The organism is Pseudahrensia aquimaris (assembly GCF_042676045.1).
GTDB classification, from domain to species: Bacteria; Pseudomonadota; Alphaproteobacteria; order Rhizobiales; family Rhizobiaceae; genus Pseudahrensia; species Pseudahrensia aquimaris.
Window position 1 is genome coordinate 593,318 of record NZ_JBHTJV010000003.1, and the last position, 20,229, is coordinate 613,546.

Here is a 20,229-nt window from a genome sequence, read left to right on the forward strand (position 1 = left end):
AGGGAAATTTGCGGTGGTATTCTCGAACAAAAACTCATTTTCGCAGCCTTGAGTATATTCTGCCAAAGGCGCTCGCTTGATAGCATGACTTCGATCTTGGTTGCTGCCGAAATCAATCGTTCTTTTTGAACACAACATCATCCAAAACCAGCAAACCCAAATCGGACGTGAAGAACACACCAAGCGCGTCTTCAATATCGTGCACCATTGGGCGACCCATGACGTTGAAGCTGGTGTTAAGCAAAATCGGTACGCCGGTTTCGCGATGGAATGCGGATATCAGCTCGTGGAAGAGCGGATTGCCCTGCTGAGTCACGCTTTGCAGGCGGCCTGTGTCGTCCGCATGGCGCACGCCTTCGGGAGCGCAGCCCGCCTTCCATTGCAGCGCACGCTCCATATAGGGAGACGGTTCGTAGTCGTCGAAATATTCCGGGCCGTGTTCGTGCAAAATCGCAGGTGCGAAAGGGCGAAATTCCTCTCGGAATTTGACTGCGGAGTTGAGCCTTTCGCGGACTTCTGCTGATCTTGGGTCAGCCAAAATGGAGCGGTTTCCCAATGCACGGTGCCCAAATTCGGCCCTGCCCTGCACCCAGCCTACAATAGCGCCGCGGGCAAGCTCGCCAGCTACAAACTCGGCCAAGTGCTTCGCTTCTTTTGCTGTGAAGCATGGTTTCATACCATGTTTCAGCAAGCGCGTTTGGGTATTTTGAGACAGTTTTGAACCCAGATAAGGCGTTGTGAACCTTGGCACTTGCTGGTTCGGATGATCGTCTTTCCAAGCTAGCAATGCGGCACCGACAGAGTTGCCATCGTCACCGGGGGCCATCGGCACATGCAGGTTTTTGAAGGGCGTGGATCCAACTATCTTTCCGTTGGCGCTGGAGTTTAGGGCGCACCCACCGGTGAGAACCAGGTTTTCACCGCCCCAGCGCTCGTGAGCCACTGTCAGAAATTCGAACAACACATCCTCAAAAACCTTTTGCGCCGTGCAGGCCAGATCAGCGTTTTCCTTGAACCCCCGTTTTCGAAACGAAAGCAACTTTTCAAACCATGCCGCATGAGAACGGGAGAGCGAGAAACGGCTACCGTCAACTCTAACCACGGGGCGCAAGAGGTCGTAGAGTTCTTCATCAACCTCGCCATAGGCTGCCAAGCCCATCACTTTCCATTCCTCTCCAGCGAGAGGGTCAAAACCGATGGCATAGCAAACCTGGCTGTAGAAAATTCCCAAACTGGCCAAATTGGCGAATTGTTTGGAGTCGAGGCGCTGAAGTTCTCCGTTTTCAAACGAGAAAAATGCGGTGCTGGCCCCTTCCCCCATGCCGTCAACTACAACGCAGAGTGCTTTGTCGTATGGGCTGGAATAACAAGCTGTTGCAGCGTGGCACAGGTGATGGTTCCACGCTTGCTTTCTCATTTCAAAGCGAAAGCCGCTGCGCTCTCGCAAACGCAGATCGACGTTCAGCAGCATGTTGTTTGCTGTTGTTGGAGCTCTGTAAAGGGCATGGCGGAAATACCAACCGCGCCAGAGCATGGCCTCCTCGTCTGTCGGTCGGATCAATTTGAAAGTGGCTATGGCCAAGCGGCTAAGCGGTGCCAGCACGCTCGATGCACGCAGAGATGTTCTTGTCCATGTCAGATTTGCGCAGACTGGACCCTCGCGCACATAGTCATCCATGATTGGCTCAATCACGCCGAAAGGGTCAGGCGCTGCGTGCCAACCGCGCTTATATTTGAGGGCACGTTCGTTGGCTTCGGCAAAGACAACTTCACCATCTTCATTGACCACCGCTATTGAAGGGTCGTGTTGGGAGCATGAAAAGCCAAGATAAGTGGTCACGGGCGTTGCTCCAGCACATCGTTGATGATTTTCACACCAGCCGCTTCACCACCGGCCTGCAGCAGCCACTGCTGAATCTGACCCCAAGAATAGCTGCGCGTTTCAACTGACTTAAGAGCCTTAGCGATCACCTGCGCATTGCATTCGTTGCCAGCTGCAAGACGCACCCCAAACCCCTTCGCTTCCAATTGAGAAGCAAGCACTTTCTGATCGGCGATTGTGGGGATAAACAGCGCGGGCTTGCTGTGTCTCACCGTTTCCCAAGTCGTTGCCATGCCGGCATGATGAATAACCACGGCCGCTTCAGCAATCAAAACTTCCAGATCGGGCACGGACTCAACAATTGTGGCTGTCTGCCCAACGTATTGGTTTTCCAAGGACTGCCCCACCCGTTCAAGATGTTGAATATCCACCTTTCCTCCGCACTGAGCGATTACGGAATATCCCGCCAAAAACGCGCCTTCGATGGCGGCTCTGAACCGTTCCGTTTCATTGTTGGACAGTGTGCCAAAAGTGATAAGAGCGTGTTTGCGTTCCACAGGTGAAACCGGCGCTTCGCTTTGTGAATAGGATGGACCGATATAATGGCGAGGCACGTCCCCACGCGGATTACCGACTTGCAGCGCCTCGATGCAGAACACCAACTCGCATACGGGTGGCGCTAGCTTTCGCCAAGAGCGTTCCAAACCGAACGCCTCTTGCACTGACACTGCGAATTTCGATCTGAATTTTGAACGGATGAGTGCGGGCATGCCCTTACTCACATCGCGTGCCAATTTCAGCAGGCCATCTTCACGGCGCATCTGTCTTTGGGTTTCGCGGTTAAAAACCAAGGTTGGGATCGTGTGAACGCGTGGGATACTGAGTTCAGTTCCAATTCGGCTGCCCCACAGCGCCATGAAGTCCTGCACGATCAAACGCGGCGCCAAGGCTTCCACCTTGCCCAAAAGGGCCGGATAGATTGTTTCGGACGCATCGATCAGGTCTGCTGCCATCTTTATCAAATTGAAGTCCGGTGCATCAATGTCGTATTGAATTTCAGGATATGCTTCGAAACGAGCGCCTGTCGCTCGAACGATGGTTTCGAATTTTGTATGACCAAAACAGACGACTTCTTGGCCGTCTTCCACCAAACCACGGAGCAGCGGTAACATGGGCTTAACATGGCCCATCGCCGGTGTGGTGAAGGCTACGATCATCTCTGAAAAAGTCCTTCTTCCAAGGTGCACTCGCCTTGCTTTCACGCTTCATCGCATTTCAGAAAGAATGCGAGGGGCAGAGCGCTTTAACAGTGGAAGCACATTTTCGCGTTCGGTTTTACAGTTATTGCGCATGTTTTTTGGATTGTCCGGTCAATATTGGCGTGCGGACACTTCTTTAGCTAAAGTGCAGCAGCGCAAGGGGCACTTATGAAGCGATTGTTTGTCACTGGATCATCCGGCCTGATTGGCTCTGAAGTTGTTAGCAAGTTCGCACGCGCTGGCTGGCAGGTACACGGCTTGGACAACAATATGCGCGCTGACTTTTTCGGGCCCTCCGGCGATACCCGATGGAACCAACGCCGCCTGCTGAGCGAATTGAAGAACTTTGATCATTATGAAGTTGATATTCGCGACCGCAAACGGGTTGGCGCTTTGGTCAAAGAGATCAAACCGGACGCCATCGTCCATTGCGCAGCGCAACCCAGCCACGACCTTGCTGCCAGCCGGCCTTTCGACGACTTCGATATAAACGCTGGCGGCACGCTGAACTTGCTGGAGGCTTGCCGCCAACACGCGGCAGAAGCACCATTTGTTCATATGAGCACCAACAAGGTTTACGGTGATGCACCAAACGAAATCAATCTGGTGGAGCGCCAAACAAGATGGGACTACGACGATCCGGCTTTTGTCGATGGCATTGCAGAGACATTTCGCATTGATCAGAGCAAGCACTCGATCTTCGGCGCGTCGAAGGTGGCTGCGGACGTGATGGTACAGGAGTATGGCCGTTATTTTGGTATGCCCACCTGCACTTTACGCGGTGGCTGCCTGTCCGGCCCAAATCATGCTGGCGTAGAGCTACACGGCTTTTTGAGCCACCTCGTGCGATGCAATGTTGAGGGACGAAAATACACAGTCTTCGGCTACAAGGGAAAACAGGTGCGCGACAACATTCACAGCACCGACGTTGCTGCATTTGTCTTGCAGTTCATTGAGGCTCCACGCGCTGCCGAAGTCTATAACATCGGCGGTGGGAAGCAGAATTCAGTGTCTATTCTGGAAGCATTTGAAATCGCCAGCGACGTTTCGGGAAAGGCGATGGTGTATGACTACGTGGACCGTAATCGGGCAGGCGATCACATCTGCTATTATTCAGATCTGACAAAAATGAAGACGCACTACCCGAATTGGGAAATTACCAGATCGGTACGTGATATTATCGAAGAAATTCATGCTGCCACCACCCCTCAAGCAACCACCTGAACATGGCGATACGCTAGCCTACCGCGCTGTTGTCTTGGGCAAGCTGTTTTTCAAAATAGGCAATCGTTCGCTTTAAACCGTCTTCAAGACCTACGATCGGTTCCCAATCCAAATCCGCACGGGCGCGGGTAATGTCCGGGCGGCGGCGCAGAGGATCATCTTGCGGCAACGGGTGGAACACGATCTTGGAACGAGAGCCCGTCAGGTCTATGGCCCGCTGCGCCAGTTGCCGGATCGAAATTTCTTTGGGGTTGCCGAGGTTAATAGGACCAGTCAGTTCGGCAGGTCTGTGCATCAACCGAAACAGTCCGTCGACCAGATCATCAACATAGCAAAAAGAGCGCGTTTGGCTGCCGTCGCCATAAACTCTGATATCTTTGTTTTGCAATGACCTCACGACGAAGTTTGAGACCACTCGACCGTCATGCTGATGCATTCGCGGGCCATAAGTGTTGAAAATTCGGGCAACCTTAATGTCGACGCCAAACTGGCGGTGATAGTCGAAAAACAACGTCTCCGCACACCGCTTGCCTTCGTCGTAGCAGGAGCGAATTCCGATTGGATTGACATTTCCCCAATAGGTTTCAGGTTGCGGGTGAACGGCGGGGTCGCCATAGACTTCAGATGTAGATGCTTGGAGAATGCGACACCGCGATTTCTTGGCGAGTTCCAAAAGGTTGATCGCGCCGATCACATTAGTTCGAACCGTGCTCACCGGATCCCGTTGGTATTGGCAAGGTGATGCCGGACAAGCGAGATTGTAGATTTCGTCCACCTCTGCATGCAGTGGTTCAGTTACGTCGTGAACCAACATTTTGAAATCAACGTGGTTGGCGAATTTCTCGACATTGACTGCTGTTCCGGTTGAGAAATTGTCCACACAGACAACGCTGTGCCCTTCATTCATCAGACGTTCGCACAAATGCGAGCCGAGAAAACCAGCGCCGCCAGCAACGAGAACTTTCTTGCTTAGCTTGGTCATATCTTGCTCGCCATCGAACTTGATTTGGAGTCTGAGACACGGCCTTCCAACCGACATTCCACGCGGCGAAGTTTACCCCGGGGCGGTTCAGTCAGTTGTTCAAAAGCCAGATTAATGGACGGCTCGCAGCCATGCTTTGCAAACAATTCGACAAGCCGCGCCCTTGCGCGCTCACCGATATCGGAGAGGCAGTCCTGTTCAAGCTTCAATTCAATGCGCTCTGGTGCTGTCTGAATGACACGGAAATCCCTGATGGTTCGATCGGTGTCCACGATTGTGTTTCGGATGAGATCGGGCGTGATTTCCACCGCGTTTCCGCTTGTATCGGAAAGCTTAAATACATCGTCCACACGACCTATGACTTCGCTCACAACGCGCAGGGGCGAACCACAGGGGCATGGTGCACTGTCCATACGCAGCAGGTCGTTCATTCGGTATCGCATCATGATTTGGGTTGTGCGGCTGAAGTCTGAAATGATGGGAGAGACCAGGCCATCACCAACATCTTCCAGCTCGAAATGCATGCAATCTTCGCACAGGTGCAATCGGTTATGCTTGCAAGAAACCGCGAGCAGGCCTTCACTCGCCATATAGATTTCGCGCAGCCGCGTTTTCAAACCGGCCTCGATGATATTCCTATCGAAAGCCTCCAGCTTCTCCGCAGCCGAGAACACCGACCTTGGCGATACGGCAACACCCATCTCCACCATTCGGCGCAACACTCGGGGAGGCGCAATCAGTATGGTGGGGACAAAACCCTCTAGACCGTCAATCAAGCTGTCGAGCGGATTGCTGGTATCAAAAAACTGTAACTGCAATCGGCTGGTTTTGTTGGCCGTATCGTATAGCGGCGTATCGAGCGGCAGCATGACGGCAACGCGGTCTTTGTGACGCCAGAAGTCCGGCACGCCCTTGGCAAGGATTGCTCCTAACCATCTAAACCGCTCCTGTTGCGAAATGACGAAAAGGCCACGGTTACCACTTGTACCTGTGCTGGCTCCTACGACGTAAGGCCCGATTTGCTTTGGGCCTGCAAACGCTTCCCAGCCCTGTTTCGCCGAAATCCCTGCGCTGTTGTAGGCGGCAAAATCCGCCATCAAATCGGCTTTGGTCATCACTGGGAATTGTTGCAATCGCGAACCGTCCCTCGCCGCTTCGCCAAATGCGGGAACGGCGCTGACATGCCGCTTGATCCAATTTGATAAGCGCTTGGTCTGCCATTTTTCCACCGATGTCGCGCTACCATGGATTAACGGGAATGTGCGCACCCGCAGGTAGGAGCCGAGTGCATGATAAAGGCCGACCGCGCTCATCCCGCGGCACCTTCGGCTGGAACGTTTCGATCAATATCGCGTTCGTGAAGGTGCCAATCATGGCACAACAAAACATCCGCTCCCTGCTTCATGTAGGCCTGAATTTTTTCCACACTCTCCATCGCTTCAACGCGGTTGTTATATGTTCGGTTGGCAGGAAAGCCGGGCATTTTGTTTTCCAACAACGCATCTCGTGCCCATTGCACGTCAGCGGCATAGAGAAAAGGTGGATCAGTTTGCGGGAAAAACACGCCTATTTGGCCTTCCAGATGGCCAGGCAACGCGATAGCGATCAGCGAACCGTCTCCAGCGATGTCAGTGCCGTCTGTCGCGTTCCGTTCCCCGCCATTGTCTTCAATGAAGGACAGCCGAGTTTCGAAGTCATCCGGCAGCAGCGTTGGATAGACGCCTTCAAGCGCGTTTGAGATTCTCGTTTTGGCTTGAAGGCTTTGCCAAGCGGCTTTTGAACAAAGAAACCGCGCCTGCGGCAAATCTCTCAAACCGCCTATATGGTCTGCATGAAAATGGGTGATAATGACGGTGTCGATATCAACCGGCTGTAAGCCCAAGCGGGCAAGGCCGCTTTCCAGCGGCGCGTCATTGATAATTTTGGGGCGCAACAACAGCCCATAGAGTTTCAAAAACCAATCTTGTTTGGTGAGGCTGAAAACGTGCTTGCTGTATCCGGTATCGATCAGCGTATGGCCTAGTTTGGGATGATGGAAATATCCAACGCGCACGCGCAGTGGCACGACCTTTCGCCCTCCGCCTTTCAACACAAGCCCACGCATGACGGGCATGATTGAACTGGTGAAGAATACCGGACCGGGCAGTGTCACGCGCTTTGCTCGCTGAAGGTTCGGGACAGACCTTCATCAAATGATATTCGAGGTTGCCAATTGAGCAGTCTTTGCGCTTTTGAAATATCGAGCGTCTGGCTGTACGCAAAAATACCGAGACCATAGGCCGTCACCCGCGGCTCTGGCTGGTTTTTGCGCAGGCGCGCGATGCCTTCGCCCAACCGCACGGCCGCTAAAGCTGGTGCCACCGGGAGGTTGCGCCACCGAACGCGCGTGCCGCTGGCCGCGCATGCCTTTTCGACTATTTCTCCGATGGGAAGCGCATCGCCGCCAGAGACGTTAAACACTTCACCTGTCGCTGCTGTGCCCGCGTTCAACGTCGCCATAATGGCAAAAACAACATCCTCCACATACGTTATATCGGTCTTTGCGGCACCGTTGCGAAAGCGTGGTAGCGGCCCGGTCGCAGCAGCTTTCAACAGCCTTGGCAACAAGGCGGTATCGCCCGCTCCGTAAATGCCCCTGGGGCGCAAAATGCTGAACGGGACACCGCTGTCACGGACACGCTGTTCAGCAATTGCCTTGGTCTCCGCGTAAGCGTTGATTGGCTTGGGCAGCGGTTGCGTTTCACGAATGCCTATTTGGTCTTCAAACTTGAAATACACCGCCGGTGTCGACACGTGAACGAAGTGGCGCACGTTCAGCTTTGACGCCAAGTCGAGGCAGTTTTGTGTGCCGTCAACATTGGCAGACCAAAACTGGCGCTGATGGCCCCAAGCCGATGAATATGCGGCGCAGTGAACGATCGCAGTCACGCCACCAAGCGTTGCCAGCAGATTTTCGTCCATCGGTTCAGCCATATCCCAGACAAAACGATTGCAATCTGCCATTGGCAGTTGCACCAGCAATTGTTCGTTTCGCCCTGTGGCGATGACGTCAACTTTCTCCGTCACAAGACTGCGCACCAGTGAACCGCCTAAGAAGCCAGTCGCGCCTGTTACAAGCACCCGTCCCACGCCTAAAGCCCCATCACAATTCCGCCGAACGAAACACCGGCTGACGTGCCGAGCATAAGAATTCGGTCGCCTCTTTTGATGAGGCCACTCTCGTTTGCATAGTCTAGCGTGAAGGGGATGGAGGCCGCGATTTGATTGCCAACTTGCGAAGCGATGTTGACGACGCGCTCTGATTTGAAACCGCAGAGTTTAATCATGTGCGCCAGTGCACTTGGGCTCGCCTGATGGGGTATCACAAGATCAATATCATTTTGTTGCAATCCCGTTGACGCGAGCAGCTTCTCAACGAAGGAACCAAAGTGTTTGGCAGTTAGACGGAACAGTTCTTTTCCGTCCATCGTGAACTGACTGTGCGCGGCGAACATGTCGGGCTGCTTTGCAAAATCGAAACGGGTGCCGCCCGCTGCGAGCGAGCAATTGTCGTAGGCCGAAGCATGAGTCTCAAAGCGGGCAGCAAACAGTTTTTTCGAAGGGGCCGACGTCAAAACTGCTGCCGCTGCGCCATCGCCGAATAGCCCAGCAACATCGGGTTGGGTTTTCCACGGCAGGCCACGTGAGGCCAGCTCAGACGAAACGATCAGGATTTTGGAATAAGCACCAATAAGGCCATTTGCAAATTCAAGTGCCGCGGGAAAACCCAAGCAGGTGCAGTTTATGTCTGTCGCAAAACACGTTCCGTCGGTGATGCTTAAAGCACGTTGGATGGCAGGAGCTGTGGCGGGTATCGGTTGAAATGGAACGGCGCAGGCGCTGATAATGAGATCAATATCTTGTGCATCAATGCCGGCCTTGGATATGGCGGTTTTTGCAGCCGCAACACCGAGATCAATCTGGTTTTCTTCGTCACAGAAATAGCGGCTCGACACACCGGTTTTTGCTTCCAAAAATCCTGGCTTCAGCCCGTGGAGCTCTTCCAAATGGCAAGATTTAAACATGTCTGTAGGCAAGGCACGCCCTGTGCCAACAATTGCAAAATTGCCAGAGTTTTTGGGATGCAAATGCACAGCGATTTGTTGCCCGTTTTCAATTTTGGCACAGCATGACTTACATCAATCACTTTGTCTGCCAACAGAAACAAACTGCCCCAAACAAATTTCGCCCTTGTTGGGGCAGACCTGAATAATGATGCTTGTAAATGAACACATGACGGAGCGTGTATTGGAGGCCGATTTAAATTCGCAACATCTTAGAAAATTAACTTAATCTGCTATTTAGGCCTGGGGCGAATATTGCAGCCTTTTCTACTGCTTTCAGAAAAAACAAAAATCTCAAAACCGATGTATCGAAGGGCGTGCTAACAATCAGAGTGATTGATCGTGGGGAAAACTAGAGTTTGATCCAAGCTGTTTTCAGATTGATGTACTTATCGATCGCGTGGAGTGATTTGTCGCTGCCATTGCCCGATTGACCGACACCACCCAAGGGAACCGTGCCATCAGCTCCGCCGTATGTGTTTACATGCATCACACCAGTTCGCACATCGCGCACCATGCGGTGAGCGCGGGAAAGGTTTGAGGTCCACACCGCACCCGCCAAGCCATAGATGGTCGAGTTGGCGATCCGCACTGCCTCCTCATCGCTGTGGAACGGCGTGATACCCAGAACAGGCCCAAACACCTCTTTCTGTGCCAGTGTTGCATCGGGCGTCACGTCAGTGAAGATTGTTGGTTGCATGAAATAGCCGCCGGTTTCCTCCAACGTTCGCTTTCCGCCCGTCATCAGATTCCCGCCCTCCGCCAATGCCGTTTGGACGAATTCCAGATTCCGATCCAGCTGTGCTAGCGAATTGATCGCGCCTATATTTGTATCTAGTTTCAGCGGATCGCCGACCTTCATGGCCTCCGTGACCTTGATCAATTCAGCTACAAAGTCGTCATGTATGCTTGCCTCCACCAGAAGCCGAGACCCGGCCACGCAAACCTGTCCCGCATTCCGGAAAATGCCGCCAGCAGCGACCTTGACCGCCTCATCAAGCTTGGGAGCATCAGCGAAGACGATGTTGGGCGATTTTCCACCCAGTTCCAGATAGACCCGTTTCATGTTGGAGCGTGCGGCATATTCCAGAAGTCGGCGGCCGGTCGTGCCGGAACCAGTAAAAACCAACACATCCACATCCATTGATAAGGCCAGTGCTTCACCAACCACCGCGCCTTCGCCTGTCACCGCATTCAGCACGCCTTCCGGCAAGCCTGCTTCAAGGGCCAACTCCGCCATGCGCATCAACGACAGCGAAGCTGTCTCGGATGGCTTCAGCACGACCGAATTGCCCATAGCCAGCGCGGGGCCGAGCTTCCACGCGCCGATCATCAGGGGGAAGTTCCACGGAATAATCGCGCCAACAACACCAACCGGCTCCTTGTGGATCATGCCCAGTATGTCGTCGGAAGTCGGCGCAATTTCACCGTATATCTTGTCGAGCGCTTCGGCATAGTAGCGGATGGTAGCGGCGGCAGATCCCGGCTCGGCCTTCAGCGCCATGCTGATCTCGGTCCCGTTGTCACGCACGCCTAGGACAGCGAGTTCCAAGGCATTGGCGTCAATCAGATCAGCCCACTTCAGCATCACCTTCTTGCGAGCGGCAGGCGGTTGTCCGGCCCATCGTTTGTCTTCAAAGGCAACGCGTGCAGAAGCAATCGCCGCCTCCATGTCCTCAGTTGTCCCGCGAGCCGCCTTCGTGAGCAATTGCCCGGTCAATGGTGAGAGGATATCCATCTCGCCACCGTCTGATGCAGCAACGTGCCTGCCGCCAATCAGATGAAGCTGCGGCACAATTTTGCTGTTCCGCACGGCGTCGATAGAAGTCTGGTCCATTGGATATCCCATCCTGTCACGCCCAAATATGCAAATATGGGCAATTGCTTTTTCTTCCCTAGCGCCCTTCAATGTGCAGCAGATGGCGCGCCGTGAAAACATCAAAAGGCGCGATACACGAGCAGAAGCAAGCGGAGCCTGCAGAATGAAAGATTCAAACTTCCTGAAGGAAAATAACGGTCGTCTGATGTGGCACCCAATGACCTCACCGCAGGACAGCATCGACCATCCGCCCAAAATCATCACCGGCTCCAAAGATGTGACAATCACCGACATAGACGGACACAAAGTGGTGGACGCTGTGGGCGGGCTTTGGAACGTCAACCTGGGCTATTCGTGCCAACCGGTGAAAGACGCGATAGCCGAACAATTGGACAAGCTGCCCTACTATTCCACCTTTCGCGGTTCATCGAACGATGTGGCGATTGAGCTTTCCTACGAACTGCGCGAATTCTTCGAGCCCGACGGAATGCACAGAGCCTTCTTCACATCCGGTGGATCGGATTCAGTGGAGACTGCGCTTCGCCTTGCACGGCAATATCACAAGCTGCGCGGCAATCATGGACGGGTGAAGTTCCTCAGCCTGAAGAAAGGCTATCACGGCACTCATATTGGCGGGGCCAGTGTAAACGGCAACGCCAATTTCCGTGCCGACTACGAACCGCTGCTGCCGGGATGCTATCACATTCCCGCACCTTACACTTATCGCAATCCGTTCAACGAAACCGATCCGGAAAAGCTGGCCAATCTATGCATTGCGGCTCTAGCCGACGAGATCGCATTTCAAGGGCCGAACACAATTGCAGCAATGATCATGGAACCGATACTGGGTGCAGGCGGCGTTATTCCTCCGCATAAATCGTTCGCTCCGATGGTGCGGGAGATCTGCGACCGGCACGGCATTTTGCTCATCACCGACGAGGTCATCACAGCTTATGGCCGCACTGGCGCATGGTCTGGCGCGCGTCTTTGGGGCATTCAACCCGACATGATGGCGACTGCCAAAGCAATCACTAACGGCTACTTCCCTTTCGGCGCGGTAATGATGGGCGAAAAAATGGTGGAAGCGTTCGAGCACAATCCAGCCGCCAAAATCGGTCATGGCTACACTTATTCGGGGCATCCCGTTGGAGCCGCAGCTGCACTGGCCTGCTTAGCCGAAACCAAGCGTTTGAACGTCACGGAAAACGCCGCGGCCCGGGGTGATCAAATGTTTGAAGGCTGCAAAAAACTGCAGGAGAAATACGATATTATCGGGGATGTGCGCGGTGGCCACGGGCTCATGACGGCGATGGAACTGGTCAGCAACCGAGAGACCAAAAAACCCATCGATCCTGAAACGGCAGCGATTATTCAAGAAGTGACATATCAATCGGGTGCGATGGTTCGCATTTCCGGTCCCAATGTCATCCTCTCGCCCCCGCTGGTGCTGACTGAGCAAGACACTGACATCATTCTGTCATCGCTTGATAAAGGCTTCGCGGCAGCCGCATGAGCGAAAACTATGTCGCTCTGTTGGGCACTAAAGGCGGGCCGGCTATTCGACCTGGCTCATCCATACCGACCTCTAGCCTCTACGTCTTGAACGGTGAAAAACTCGTCGTTGATTGCGGCTTGGGCGTCACTAAGGGGCTGGTTGATCAAGGTATGCAACTCAAGGAGCTCTCCCGGATCTTCATCACGCATCTGCATTCAGATCACTATCTGGAGCTTGGGCCTCTTATTCACACGTCATGGACGGCTGGATTGAAAACGCCGGTAGACGTCTTCGGACCGAAGGGCCTGGACGCCTATTGGAATGGTTTCCTTCATTCCATGAAGGCTGACATTGAACTGCGCCAAGACGACGAAGGCAGGCCAACGTTGCGCGATCTGGTGAGGATTCACGTCATCGAGGAAGGCGTGGTGTTGGAGCAGGATGGGATCACCGTGTCCGCAATTCGCTCGCTTCATCCGCCTTTGGTGGATTGCTTTGCGCTTTCGTTCAGAACCGCCAAAGTGCAGGTGGTGTTTTCAGGCGACACGGCCCCTCTTCCCGCACTGGAAGACTTTGCGCGTGGCGCTGACTTGCTCATTCACGAAGCTATGCTGGAGGCTGCTTTGCCTGCACTGATGGAGCGTGTGGGCAATGGCAGCGACAAGCTTATGCAGCACTGGTTGCGCTCTCACACGTTTGCACATGACGCCGCGAAGACCGCAACAAACGCTGGTGTAAAGCGACTGGCGCTTTCACACCTTATTCCGTCGGATGACCCTACCTATAACGATGATCACTGGCTGGAAGCCATTAAAGATCATTGGAGTGGTGAATTGTATATTGGGAAAGATGGCATGCGGATTTCGCTCGATTAAGAAACACCCCTGCCGTCAACCGCAATCTTTCTTACTGGTGAGCCTGGCCCAAGTGAGCTACCCTATCACAACACTGGGTGAGCGCATCGCGGCCCGAACCGAAGCATTCGTATATTTTGGAATCGCAGTCTCATGAAAACTCTCTCCCTAGCCGCCTTGCTCGTCGCTCTTCCCCTTTCGGCGCAAGCTGAACTGCGTGTGAAATTCGATGAGGGTGCGCCAAAAGATCGTTTTACAATTCGAAATGCTGGCAAATGCACCATCAAAGATGCGCAAATCACTGTCGATCTTTCCGGTTCAAAGTCAGGTTTGATTTTCGACGTCACGAGTGCAGGCGCAGGCGTGGAAGTATTTCAACCGCTTGATATCGTTGCTGGCCGCCAGTCACTTTCAAAGATTCCGAAAGTGCGCGACGGCGACAAAAAAATCGTCTTTGACGTGCGTGAATTGAGTGCCGGAAAATCCCTCGCTTTCACGATTGATGTTGATGACACTGTAGGCACACGCGAGATCACTGTGTCAGGCTCGGAGATTGAAGGTGCTGGCGTGCGCTTCAAGGGCGCTGAAATGAGCGGTTTTGGGAACTTCTCGACCAATGCGCGTGCGGTGGTGAAAACGCCTAGCTGCTAAGTCAAAATCCGCTCTCCCGGATAAGAACCGAGCCGATACGTCTAAAAACCCGTTGTGACAACGAAACGGCTTTCGCCTGCAAGTGAACGGTTCCAATTTGGGTTTGTTCAACTGCAATGCTTTGATCGTCGGATGCCGCCAACTTCGCACGGTAATAGCTGCCCATGGGCGCAGGCTTTTCGCCGGATTGATCCATGATCGGAACCGTGCCGCCATAAATGTCAGCTAACTCGACGAACGCGATCTGCTGGATTGGTGTTTCACTTATCTGGTTCAAAATGAGTGGAATTTTTTCAAGCGCGAGGTTTTCGGGAATGAACGCGCCCTTTGCTTGAAGTGTCAGCCTCGGAACCTGATGTTCAGCGACCAGGCCCGACACCGAAACCTCCGCGTCGGTTTTGATGCGGAACATTAAGTGCCCACGCGCCACCATGTCGCCAGAACGCAGGCTCCTATCCATATCAACGACGACACCGGAAAATGCTGCCTTGATGACGAGTTCGTCGGACCGCTGCAAAAGTCCCGACAAGGTTTGCTGCTTGCTTACAAGCTGCGACTGCAAAATCCTGGTTTGGTTTTTTTCCTGCGTATTGGAACCGCTGCGGTCGATACGGGTTTTGAGCAGTTCAATCTCGCTTTCAACGCGCTCGATATCGAGCGCTAATGTCTGCGACTGCATCTGCGTCAAAGTCTGACCAGCGGCGACGCGGTCTCCCTGTGCAACTTTCAAAGACACCAGTTTCGCAGAAAGCGGTGGCACAACTTCCACTTCTTGCGAGGCGTGAAGCACGGCAGGAAAGCGAACCTCGTTTGACAGTGGCGCAAAAAACGCAATTGCGAGCCCAACCCAAACAGAAAGCGTGGTCCAGCCTCGGCGGGTTTGAAAAAGACGAGAGCGCATAGACCACCAGACTTTCATTTCTCGATAGATGGGGAGCAAAATGAACCAAGCGATCTCCACCACAAAAAGGAAAATGCCGATCACTTTGATAAAAAAAGCGTAGACCAAGAACGCGATGCCGAGGAAAAGGAAGAAGCGGTAGATCCACGTTCCCCACGCATGCAGCACGAGCGTTGCCGCAAGCCGTCGCGACAGTCTCTCAGGCGGTGGTTCGCACAGCGCAAAAAGCACTTCCCGCAGTTTCCATCGCGCCATTTTGAAGCCTCGTTCTTGCAGGTTTTCAAAACCGAGGACGTCGGAAAGGATGTAATACCCGTCGAAGCGCATGAACGGATTGAGATTAATCACCACACTCAAAATCCAACCGGCCGTAGCAATTGAAAACGCGATTGCACGCATCGTGCCGTCTGGCAGGAATACCCAGAACAAGGTGGCTATCACCGCCAAGCACATTTCGGTCATGATGCCGGCGCCGTCCACCATCAACCGCTTGCGCCGCGACGGCAGGCGCCATGCGTTCGACGTATCGGTATACATGATCGGCATGAGCACAAGAAAGGCGACCCCGATGACGGGAACGTCCAACCCGTATTTCGTCGCCATATAGGCATGGCCCAATTCGTGAACGATTTTCACGAAGACAAGACTCACCGCGAAAAGCGCGATCCCCTCAATCGAGAGAAAATGCATGAACTGGCTGGTAAATGCGCTCCACTGTTGGGACACGAGATAGAGCGATAGCAGGCCGAAAATTATGAATGCAGTTGCGGCGGCAGATGAGAACAACGGTTTCACAATTGGCCACGTAGCGCGCAGGAACCGCTGCGGACGAAACAATGGCACTTTGAAAAACAGATACCCATGCAACGCTCGGCCGAACAAGGATTTATGCTTTTGCGCCTCAATGCGGGCATAGCTCGTTGCTTCGCCGTCTAGCGGCTTTGCCGTCAGTTCGTTAGCGAACAGGAATTTGACAAATTCACCTAACTCACCGCCTTCGACAGGGCGATGAAGCGCGGCAGCAGCCCTTTCTGTGATTTTGGAAAACTCATCGGATTCCCAAAAAGCGAGCATCTGGAACATCGAGTTGTTGATGCGGAAATAGCGGTTGCGCAGCGGGTCGAACAAAAGCCAAGTTGGTGCGCCGTTGTGGCTGGGCCAGCCTTCCAAAATCTCCAAGTCTTCGCGCAATTGCGGAACCCGCAACTCCGCTCTGCCGTGCGGTGGCGGCGGCGCGCACTGGACAGACATTCTACCAACCTATCCATTGACGAATGTATGCAAGCGGCTTCCTGAACAGGAAAAAGCCAAGTGTTGTCGTCTCACCAAAGACCTGCGCGGTGCCACGGGTGCCGATCCGCAAAAGGGCATCTTCTTCGCCCGATATACGAGCGACCACTCGGTAAGATGCTTCTTTGCCTTCATGCGGCACTGCCCGATAGCTTGCAGATTTCACCGTTGCAGGAATTGCTGACAGAGGACTGGAATCGAGAAAAAGCCTCACCTCGGCGTCTTTATGCAAAACGATAGCATCGCTAACAGGTAGGAACATTTCAGCTTCCACCGACCTCGGATCAGCGATCTCCAGCACACGTTCGCCCACAGCAATAGGTCTGCCCTGCCAATCGGATTTACGGTCGAAAACAGCTACACCATCGCGCGAAGAAGCGACGACGGCCTTCGCCAACTGAGACTCGGCGTAAGCCAGTTCTCTCAAGGCTAGCTGTAACTCCGCCTCTGCTATGGCAAGATCGCGTTTGCCTTCGCCATTTCCGAAGGAATTCTGCTGCGCAGTGTTCAACCGTGCAATCGCAACCAGCTTTTTCTCGTTGGCAATATCGCGGTTGGAAGCAAGCGTAGTATCAACGAAACGAAAAAGCGGTTTGCCTTTGCTAACAATCGAATTGGGTTCAACTAATATCTCTTCGATAATTCCATCAATGGGTGCCGCCACGACCTGCGCGTCGCGAGCAACAATTTCCACAGGCGCAAGAGCGGTGAGTGAAACCGGAATGAACATCACTATGATAGATGCAACAGCCAAGACAGCGCTCAAATAGCGCGGCAGTCTTATAGAACCCGTCGCTCGGCGGCGTGGTTGTAGTTTAAGCCAAGCATGGCGGGCAACGTCTCCGACAAGCGCATGGATGGGCTGCGCTTCGGAAACTTTGTTGTTAGCACTGACGAACACCAAAGCAGCAAACGGTAATTTGCGGTCGTCCAGCAGGGGAACGAGAGTGCCCGCGAGCGCAGAAGAATCCTCATGCCTACCGAAAGCGAGAGGCTGGCCAACGACAGTCTCTTCCCGCTGCATTGCCACTTTAAGCACTTTGCCAAGCGCGTCCTCCAAAGCTCTCACCTTAGGCGCGTTTGCGTCTACCGATGACAGGCTCGAGACAGCGTCAAGTTTAACCTTATCAGAGCGGAAACCTCTCGCCCTAAAGATCAATATTTGACGACTTTCTACCAGATCGAGCGGTTTGTTCGCGATGCAATAAACAAGCTCTCGAAACGTTCGGCACTTGCGCACAGCGTCTTCAAATTCGAGTAGCGCCTCCAGCTTGCTCAGCCTGCTTTCAGTCTGCAACAATTTGCGGCGCAAACTGCGCATTTCATCAGGGCCAGACACAGGACCAAGCCGCTGCGCACGTGTTTTGAGCCGCTCATCAGCCGTATCGTTAGCTGGCTTCGGCCCCTCGCCAATAGGCGCACTCGGCTCAATTCTGATCGCCTTAGCTGTCACGTTCAGGAACCGCTTGCAGGAAAAAGGGCCGAACCACTCATGCCGGCGAGAACGTCCGAAGTATCACCTTCTAGCGTCCCAAAAATGCGAATTGTCTGGCTTACGGGATCAATCTCTGCGCCCATGCGAGTAACTTTTGCTGAATAGTTTTGCCCTGTCTCATCGACAGAAAATTGAAAGTCCTGCCCTATTTTCAGCCAACGCAACCAGTTGGACGGCACCACCAGTTCAAGCTCCAACGAGGTATCATTGATGATGACCATGAGCGGCGTGTTCACTTCGGGCATTTCGTGAACATGGGTGTTGAGCGCCACAACGCGGCCATCAAACGGCGCGCTAATCGTACAGTATTTCATTCTAGCGCGAACGGCAGCAGCGTCAGCCAAAGTGCGGTTTACGGCCGCTTGAGCGATGCGCACTTCACTGGAACCTGCCGCTCCATTGGCACGCAAAGATTTCTTGGCTTTCAACTCTAACGAGGCGCTGGATGCCGCCGCCCGGGCACTGTTCAACTCAGCCTTCAAACGCGAACAGTCGAATGCGATGAGTTCCTTACCCTTCGCAAATGACATGCCTTCGCGGTAGTGAACCCGCTCCACCACGGCAGACAAGTCCGAGCGAATTTCTACCCTGTCGTTGGAACGCACCAGACCGCGTGATTGCAACGTAGTATCCTCTGCAAACGCCGGTGCAGGCAGTGCCGACAGCGCGAGTAAAGCTGCCGATAGCCTCACTAAATTTGCACCCCAAAAGTGTTTTGTGAACCTCATGTCATATCCCCTTGTCCTTGGCCGCCTCCTAGAGATGTGAGTCGCCGCGATCCCGCCAGGTCTTCTTCAAGACTGCCGAAAGCTCGGAGACGCTCATGTCAGTAGAGATATTCTGGTCGTACGGATCAGACCCGACCGCCGCATAAACCGCCGCAAAGGCATTCTGCAGATCGGCATAGGCAACATCAAACTGAACAGCGGCCACCAGTGTGTTCATCTCTTCGCGAATACGGGTTTGCTCGGACGCCACACCAGCCCTTACAGAGGCATCAATTTGGGCCTTCAGCTTGCGCTGCACCTGATAGTATTCGGCGGCTGTCTGCGCTGACTGATAAAGATATTTGTAGCGAGCTCGCGAAACATAAACCTGCGTCATGATCGCCATAGTTGTTGCCAGAGCACGCTGGTCGAGCACTTCTTGCTTGGCATCAACAGCGCCTTTACGTGCAGGATAGGTGAAGACCTTCATCAGGTTCCAACCGACTTTTGCGCCGTAGCTGACCCAGTTGGAATTGAACAGAAAGTCATTCGTGTCCAGATTTAGCCCTGCATAGACCGATGCTCCCGGCAGAATTTCCAGTAATGCAGCCTTCGCTTCTTTAACGTTGATGCGCTCCTGATAACCGACTTCGCGCAGTTCTGGCCGCTTCTCAAGCGCCACACGCAACATCTCGTCGCCAGACGCTTTGATCGCCAAATCTGTCAAGCGACGCTTGGGAATATGCAGCGAGTATTTGCTGCCAGGGCTGACATTCATCAGTGCGGCAAGTTGGATTTTTGATGTTTTGAGTTCACGTTCCAAACGATGAATTTGGCGCTTAATGTCAACCAATTCGCGCTGGTAGGTGAGCGCCGAAACCGGTGAAGTTTGACCAGCTTTCAAAATACGCTTCGATTGAGCTAATGCTCGCTCCGTGCGGTGGCGCAGCTTGTGGAAGCCCTCCAACAAACGGTCGGCGCTGACAGCCCGCCAATAGGCAGTGCGCACATCTTCCACGATTTTATTGATGATTTTGCGCTTGCGTTCCTCGGCAATCAAGGCCTCGTCAGCTGCTTGTTGAGCACGGATATAGGACAAACCAAAGTCCAGAATGTGCCATGAGAATGTCACGTCCCCAGCAAATTTTCCTTGTTCTTTTGAAAATGTGGGATCGACCGAACGCACACCTGCAAAGAGCGTTTGCGAATAGCTGGCAGCGCTGTTGTCGCGGTCAGCCCATCCGCCATTGGCAACCACTTTTGGCAACATGGCATAAGACTTCAAACGCAGATTTTTGTTCGCCAATTGGCGGTTCATAATCTCGACCTTGTAGTCGAGATTGTATTTCAAAGCCCGCGCCATAGCATCGTAGAGCGTGATCTGGCCCGTTATCGGCTCTTGATCTTGCGTTACTCTCGCCAGCTTGTCCTCCGAGTAAGCCGCGATCTCAAGATCAGTCATTTGCTTTGGCGCAATTTGGCAGCCTGCAAGCAGCGAGAGAGCAAGCGTGGCAGCGATGCCGTGGGAAATGCGGTGCACTTTTGGAGTCATGATCTCGGATCCTGGCGTGAGAGTGTTGGTTGTGCGTGACTGTATAATTGCACTAATAGGTTGTATTTGTGGGCG

The 20,229-nt window shown here is 53.5% G+C and carries 16 protein-coding genes; 4 read left to right on the forward strand and 12 right to left on the reverse strand.

From position 1 onward, the window contains the following. Positions 1-112: 112 nt before the first annotated feature. Together ACFQ14_RS06370 and ACFQ14_RS06375 are read right to left on the reverse strand one after the other, a co-directional pair. Positions 113-1,840 carry a carbamoyltransferase family protein gene (locus ACFQ14_RS06370; protein ID WP_377211863.1) on the reverse strand — a complete coding sequence of 576 codons (1,728 nt, stop codon included), beginning with the start codon at positions 1,838-1,840 and terminating at the stop codon, positions 113-115. Beyond that, a complete protein-coding gene (locus ACFQ14_RS06375) occupies positions 1,837-3,039 on the reverse strand; it encodes a glycosyltransferase (protein ID WP_377211864.1) in 1,203 nt (400 codons plus the stop codon). The genes ACFQ14_RS06370 and ACFQ14_RS06375 overlap by 4 nt, the downstream gene beginning before the upstream one ends. A gap of 210 nt (positions 3,040-3,249) precedes the next feature. Between ACFQ14_RS06375 and ACFQ14_RS06380 the strand changes: the two genes are divergently transcribed. Continuing rightward, on the forward strand, positions 3,250-4,305 hold the full coding sequence (locus tag ACFQ14_RS06380) for an NAD-dependent epimerase/dehydratase family protein (RefSeq protein WP_377211865.1): 1,056 nt from the start codon (positions 3,250-3,252) through the stop codon (positions 4,303-4,305). A 13-nt stretch (positions 4,306-4,318) separates the two neighbouring features. Here the strand turns inward: ACFQ14_RS06380 and ACFQ14_RS06385 are convergent, their stop codons facing one another. The 6 genes from ACFQ14_RS06385 to ACFQ14_RS06410 form a co-directional block, all read right to left on the reverse strand. Further along, positions 4,319-5,287 carry a UDP-glucuronic acid decarboxylase family protein gene (locus tag ACFQ14_RS06385; protein WP_377211866.1) on the reverse strand — a complete coding sequence of 323 codons (969 nt, stop codon included), beginning with the start codon at positions 5,285-5,287 and terminating at the stop codon, positions 4,319-4,321. Further along, positions 5,284-6,600 (reverse strand): F390 synthetase-related protein, encoded by a 1,317-nt coding sequence (locus ACFQ14_RS06390; protein WP_377211867.1) that lies wholly within the window; start codon positions 6,598-6,600, stop codon positions 5,284-5,286. The genes ACFQ14_RS06385 and ACFQ14_RS06390 overlap by 4 nt, the downstream gene beginning before the upstream one ends. After that, positions 6,597-7,439, reverse strand: a complete 843-nt coding sequence (locus tag ACFQ14_RS06395; protein ID WP_377211868.1) for an MBL fold metallo-hydrolase — start codon at positions 7,437-7,439, stop codon at positions 6,597-6,599. Before ACFQ14_RS06395 ends, ACFQ14_RS06390 begins: the two co-directional genes overlap by 4 nt. After that, the gene (locus ACFQ14_RS06400; protein WP_377211869.1) at positions 7,436-8,416 is read right to left on the reverse strand and encodes an NAD-dependent epimerase/dehydratase family protein; all 981 of its coding nucleotides are present in this window, start codon (positions 8,414-8,416) and stop codon (positions 7,436-7,438) included. Before ACFQ14_RS06400 ends, ACFQ14_RS06395 begins: the two co-directional genes overlap by 4 nt. Before the next feature lie 2 nt (positions 8,417-8,418). Then, positions 8,419-9,300, reverse strand: coding sequence for a 3-oxoacyl-ACP synthase III family protein (locus ACFQ14_RS06405; protein ID WP_377211870.1), 882 nt, complete (start codon positions 9,298-9,300; stop codon positions 8,419-8,421). A 442-nt stretch (positions 9,301-9,742) separates the two neighbouring features. Further along, complete coding sequence (locus ACFQ14_RS06410) at positions 9,743-11,227, reverse strand: aldehyde dehydrogenase (protein ID WP_377211871.1); 1,485 nt, start codon at positions 11,225-11,227, stop codon at positions 9,743-9,745. A 145-nt stretch (positions 11,228-11,372) separates the two neighbouring features. Between ACFQ14_RS06410 and ACFQ14_RS06415 the strand changes: the two genes are divergently transcribed. From ACFQ14_RS06415 to ACFQ14_RS06425, 3 genes are all read left to right on the forward strand, one after another. Further along, positions 11,373-12,722, forward strand: a complete 1,350-nt coding sequence (locus tag ACFQ14_RS06415) for an aminotransferase class III-fold pyridoxal phosphate-dependent enzyme (protein ID WP_377211872.1) — start codon at positions 11,373-11,375, stop codon at positions 12,720-12,722. After that, the gene (locus ACFQ14_RS06420) at positions 12,719-13,579 is read left to right on the forward strand and encodes an MBL fold metallo-hydrolase (RefSeq protein ID WP_377211873.1); all 861 of its coding nucleotides are present in this window, start codon (positions 12,719-12,721) and stop codon (positions 13,577-13,579) included. Before ACFQ14_RS06415 ends, ACFQ14_RS06420 begins: the two co-directional genes overlap by 4 nt. Before the next feature lie 132 nt (positions 13,580-13,711). Continuing rightward, positions 13,712-14,209 carry an aggregation factor core gene (locus ACFQ14_RS06425; RefSeq protein ID WP_377211874.1) on the forward strand — a complete coding sequence of 166 codons (498 nt, stop codon included), beginning with the start codon at positions 13,712-13,714 and terminating at the stop codon, positions 14,207-14,209. Position 14,210: 1 nt separating this feature from the next. On the opposite strand, the gene ACFQ14_RS06430 is transcribed toward ACFQ14_RS06425, so the two are convergent. Genes ACFQ14_RS06430 through ACFQ14_RS06445 form a run of 4 tightly spaced genes read right to left on the reverse strand, consistent with a single transcriptional unit; the run spans position 14,211 to position 20,154 of the window. Continuing rightward, on the reverse strand, positions 14,211-16,361 hold the full coding sequence (locus tag ACFQ14_RS06430; protein WP_377211875.1) for a site-2 protease family protein: 2,151 nt from the start codon (positions 16,359-16,361) through the stop codon (positions 14,211-14,213). A gap of 1 nt (position 16,362) precedes the next feature. Next, entirely contained in the window at positions 16,363-17,853 is a 1,491-nt protein-coding gene (locus tag ACFQ14_RS06435; RefSeq protein ID WP_377211876.1) for an efflux RND transporter periplasmic adaptor subunit, read from the reverse strand. A gap of 2 nt (positions 17,854-17,855) precedes the next feature. Further along, positions 17,856-18,623 carry an efflux RND transporter periplasmic adaptor subunit gene (locus ACFQ14_RS06440; protein ID WP_377211877.1) on the reverse strand — a complete coding sequence of 256 codons (768 nt, stop codon included), beginning with the start codon at positions 18,621-18,623 and terminating at the stop codon, positions 17,856-17,858. A 28-nt stretch (positions 18,624-18,651) separates the two neighbouring features. Beyond that, positions 18,652-20,154 carry a TolC family protein gene (locus tag ACFQ14_RS06445; protein WP_377211878.1) on the reverse strand — a complete coding sequence of 501 codons (1,503 nt, stop codon included), beginning with the start codon at positions 20,152-20,154 and terminating at the stop codon, positions 18,652-18,654. Between the last annotated feature and the right edge of the window lie 75 nt (positions 20,155-20,229).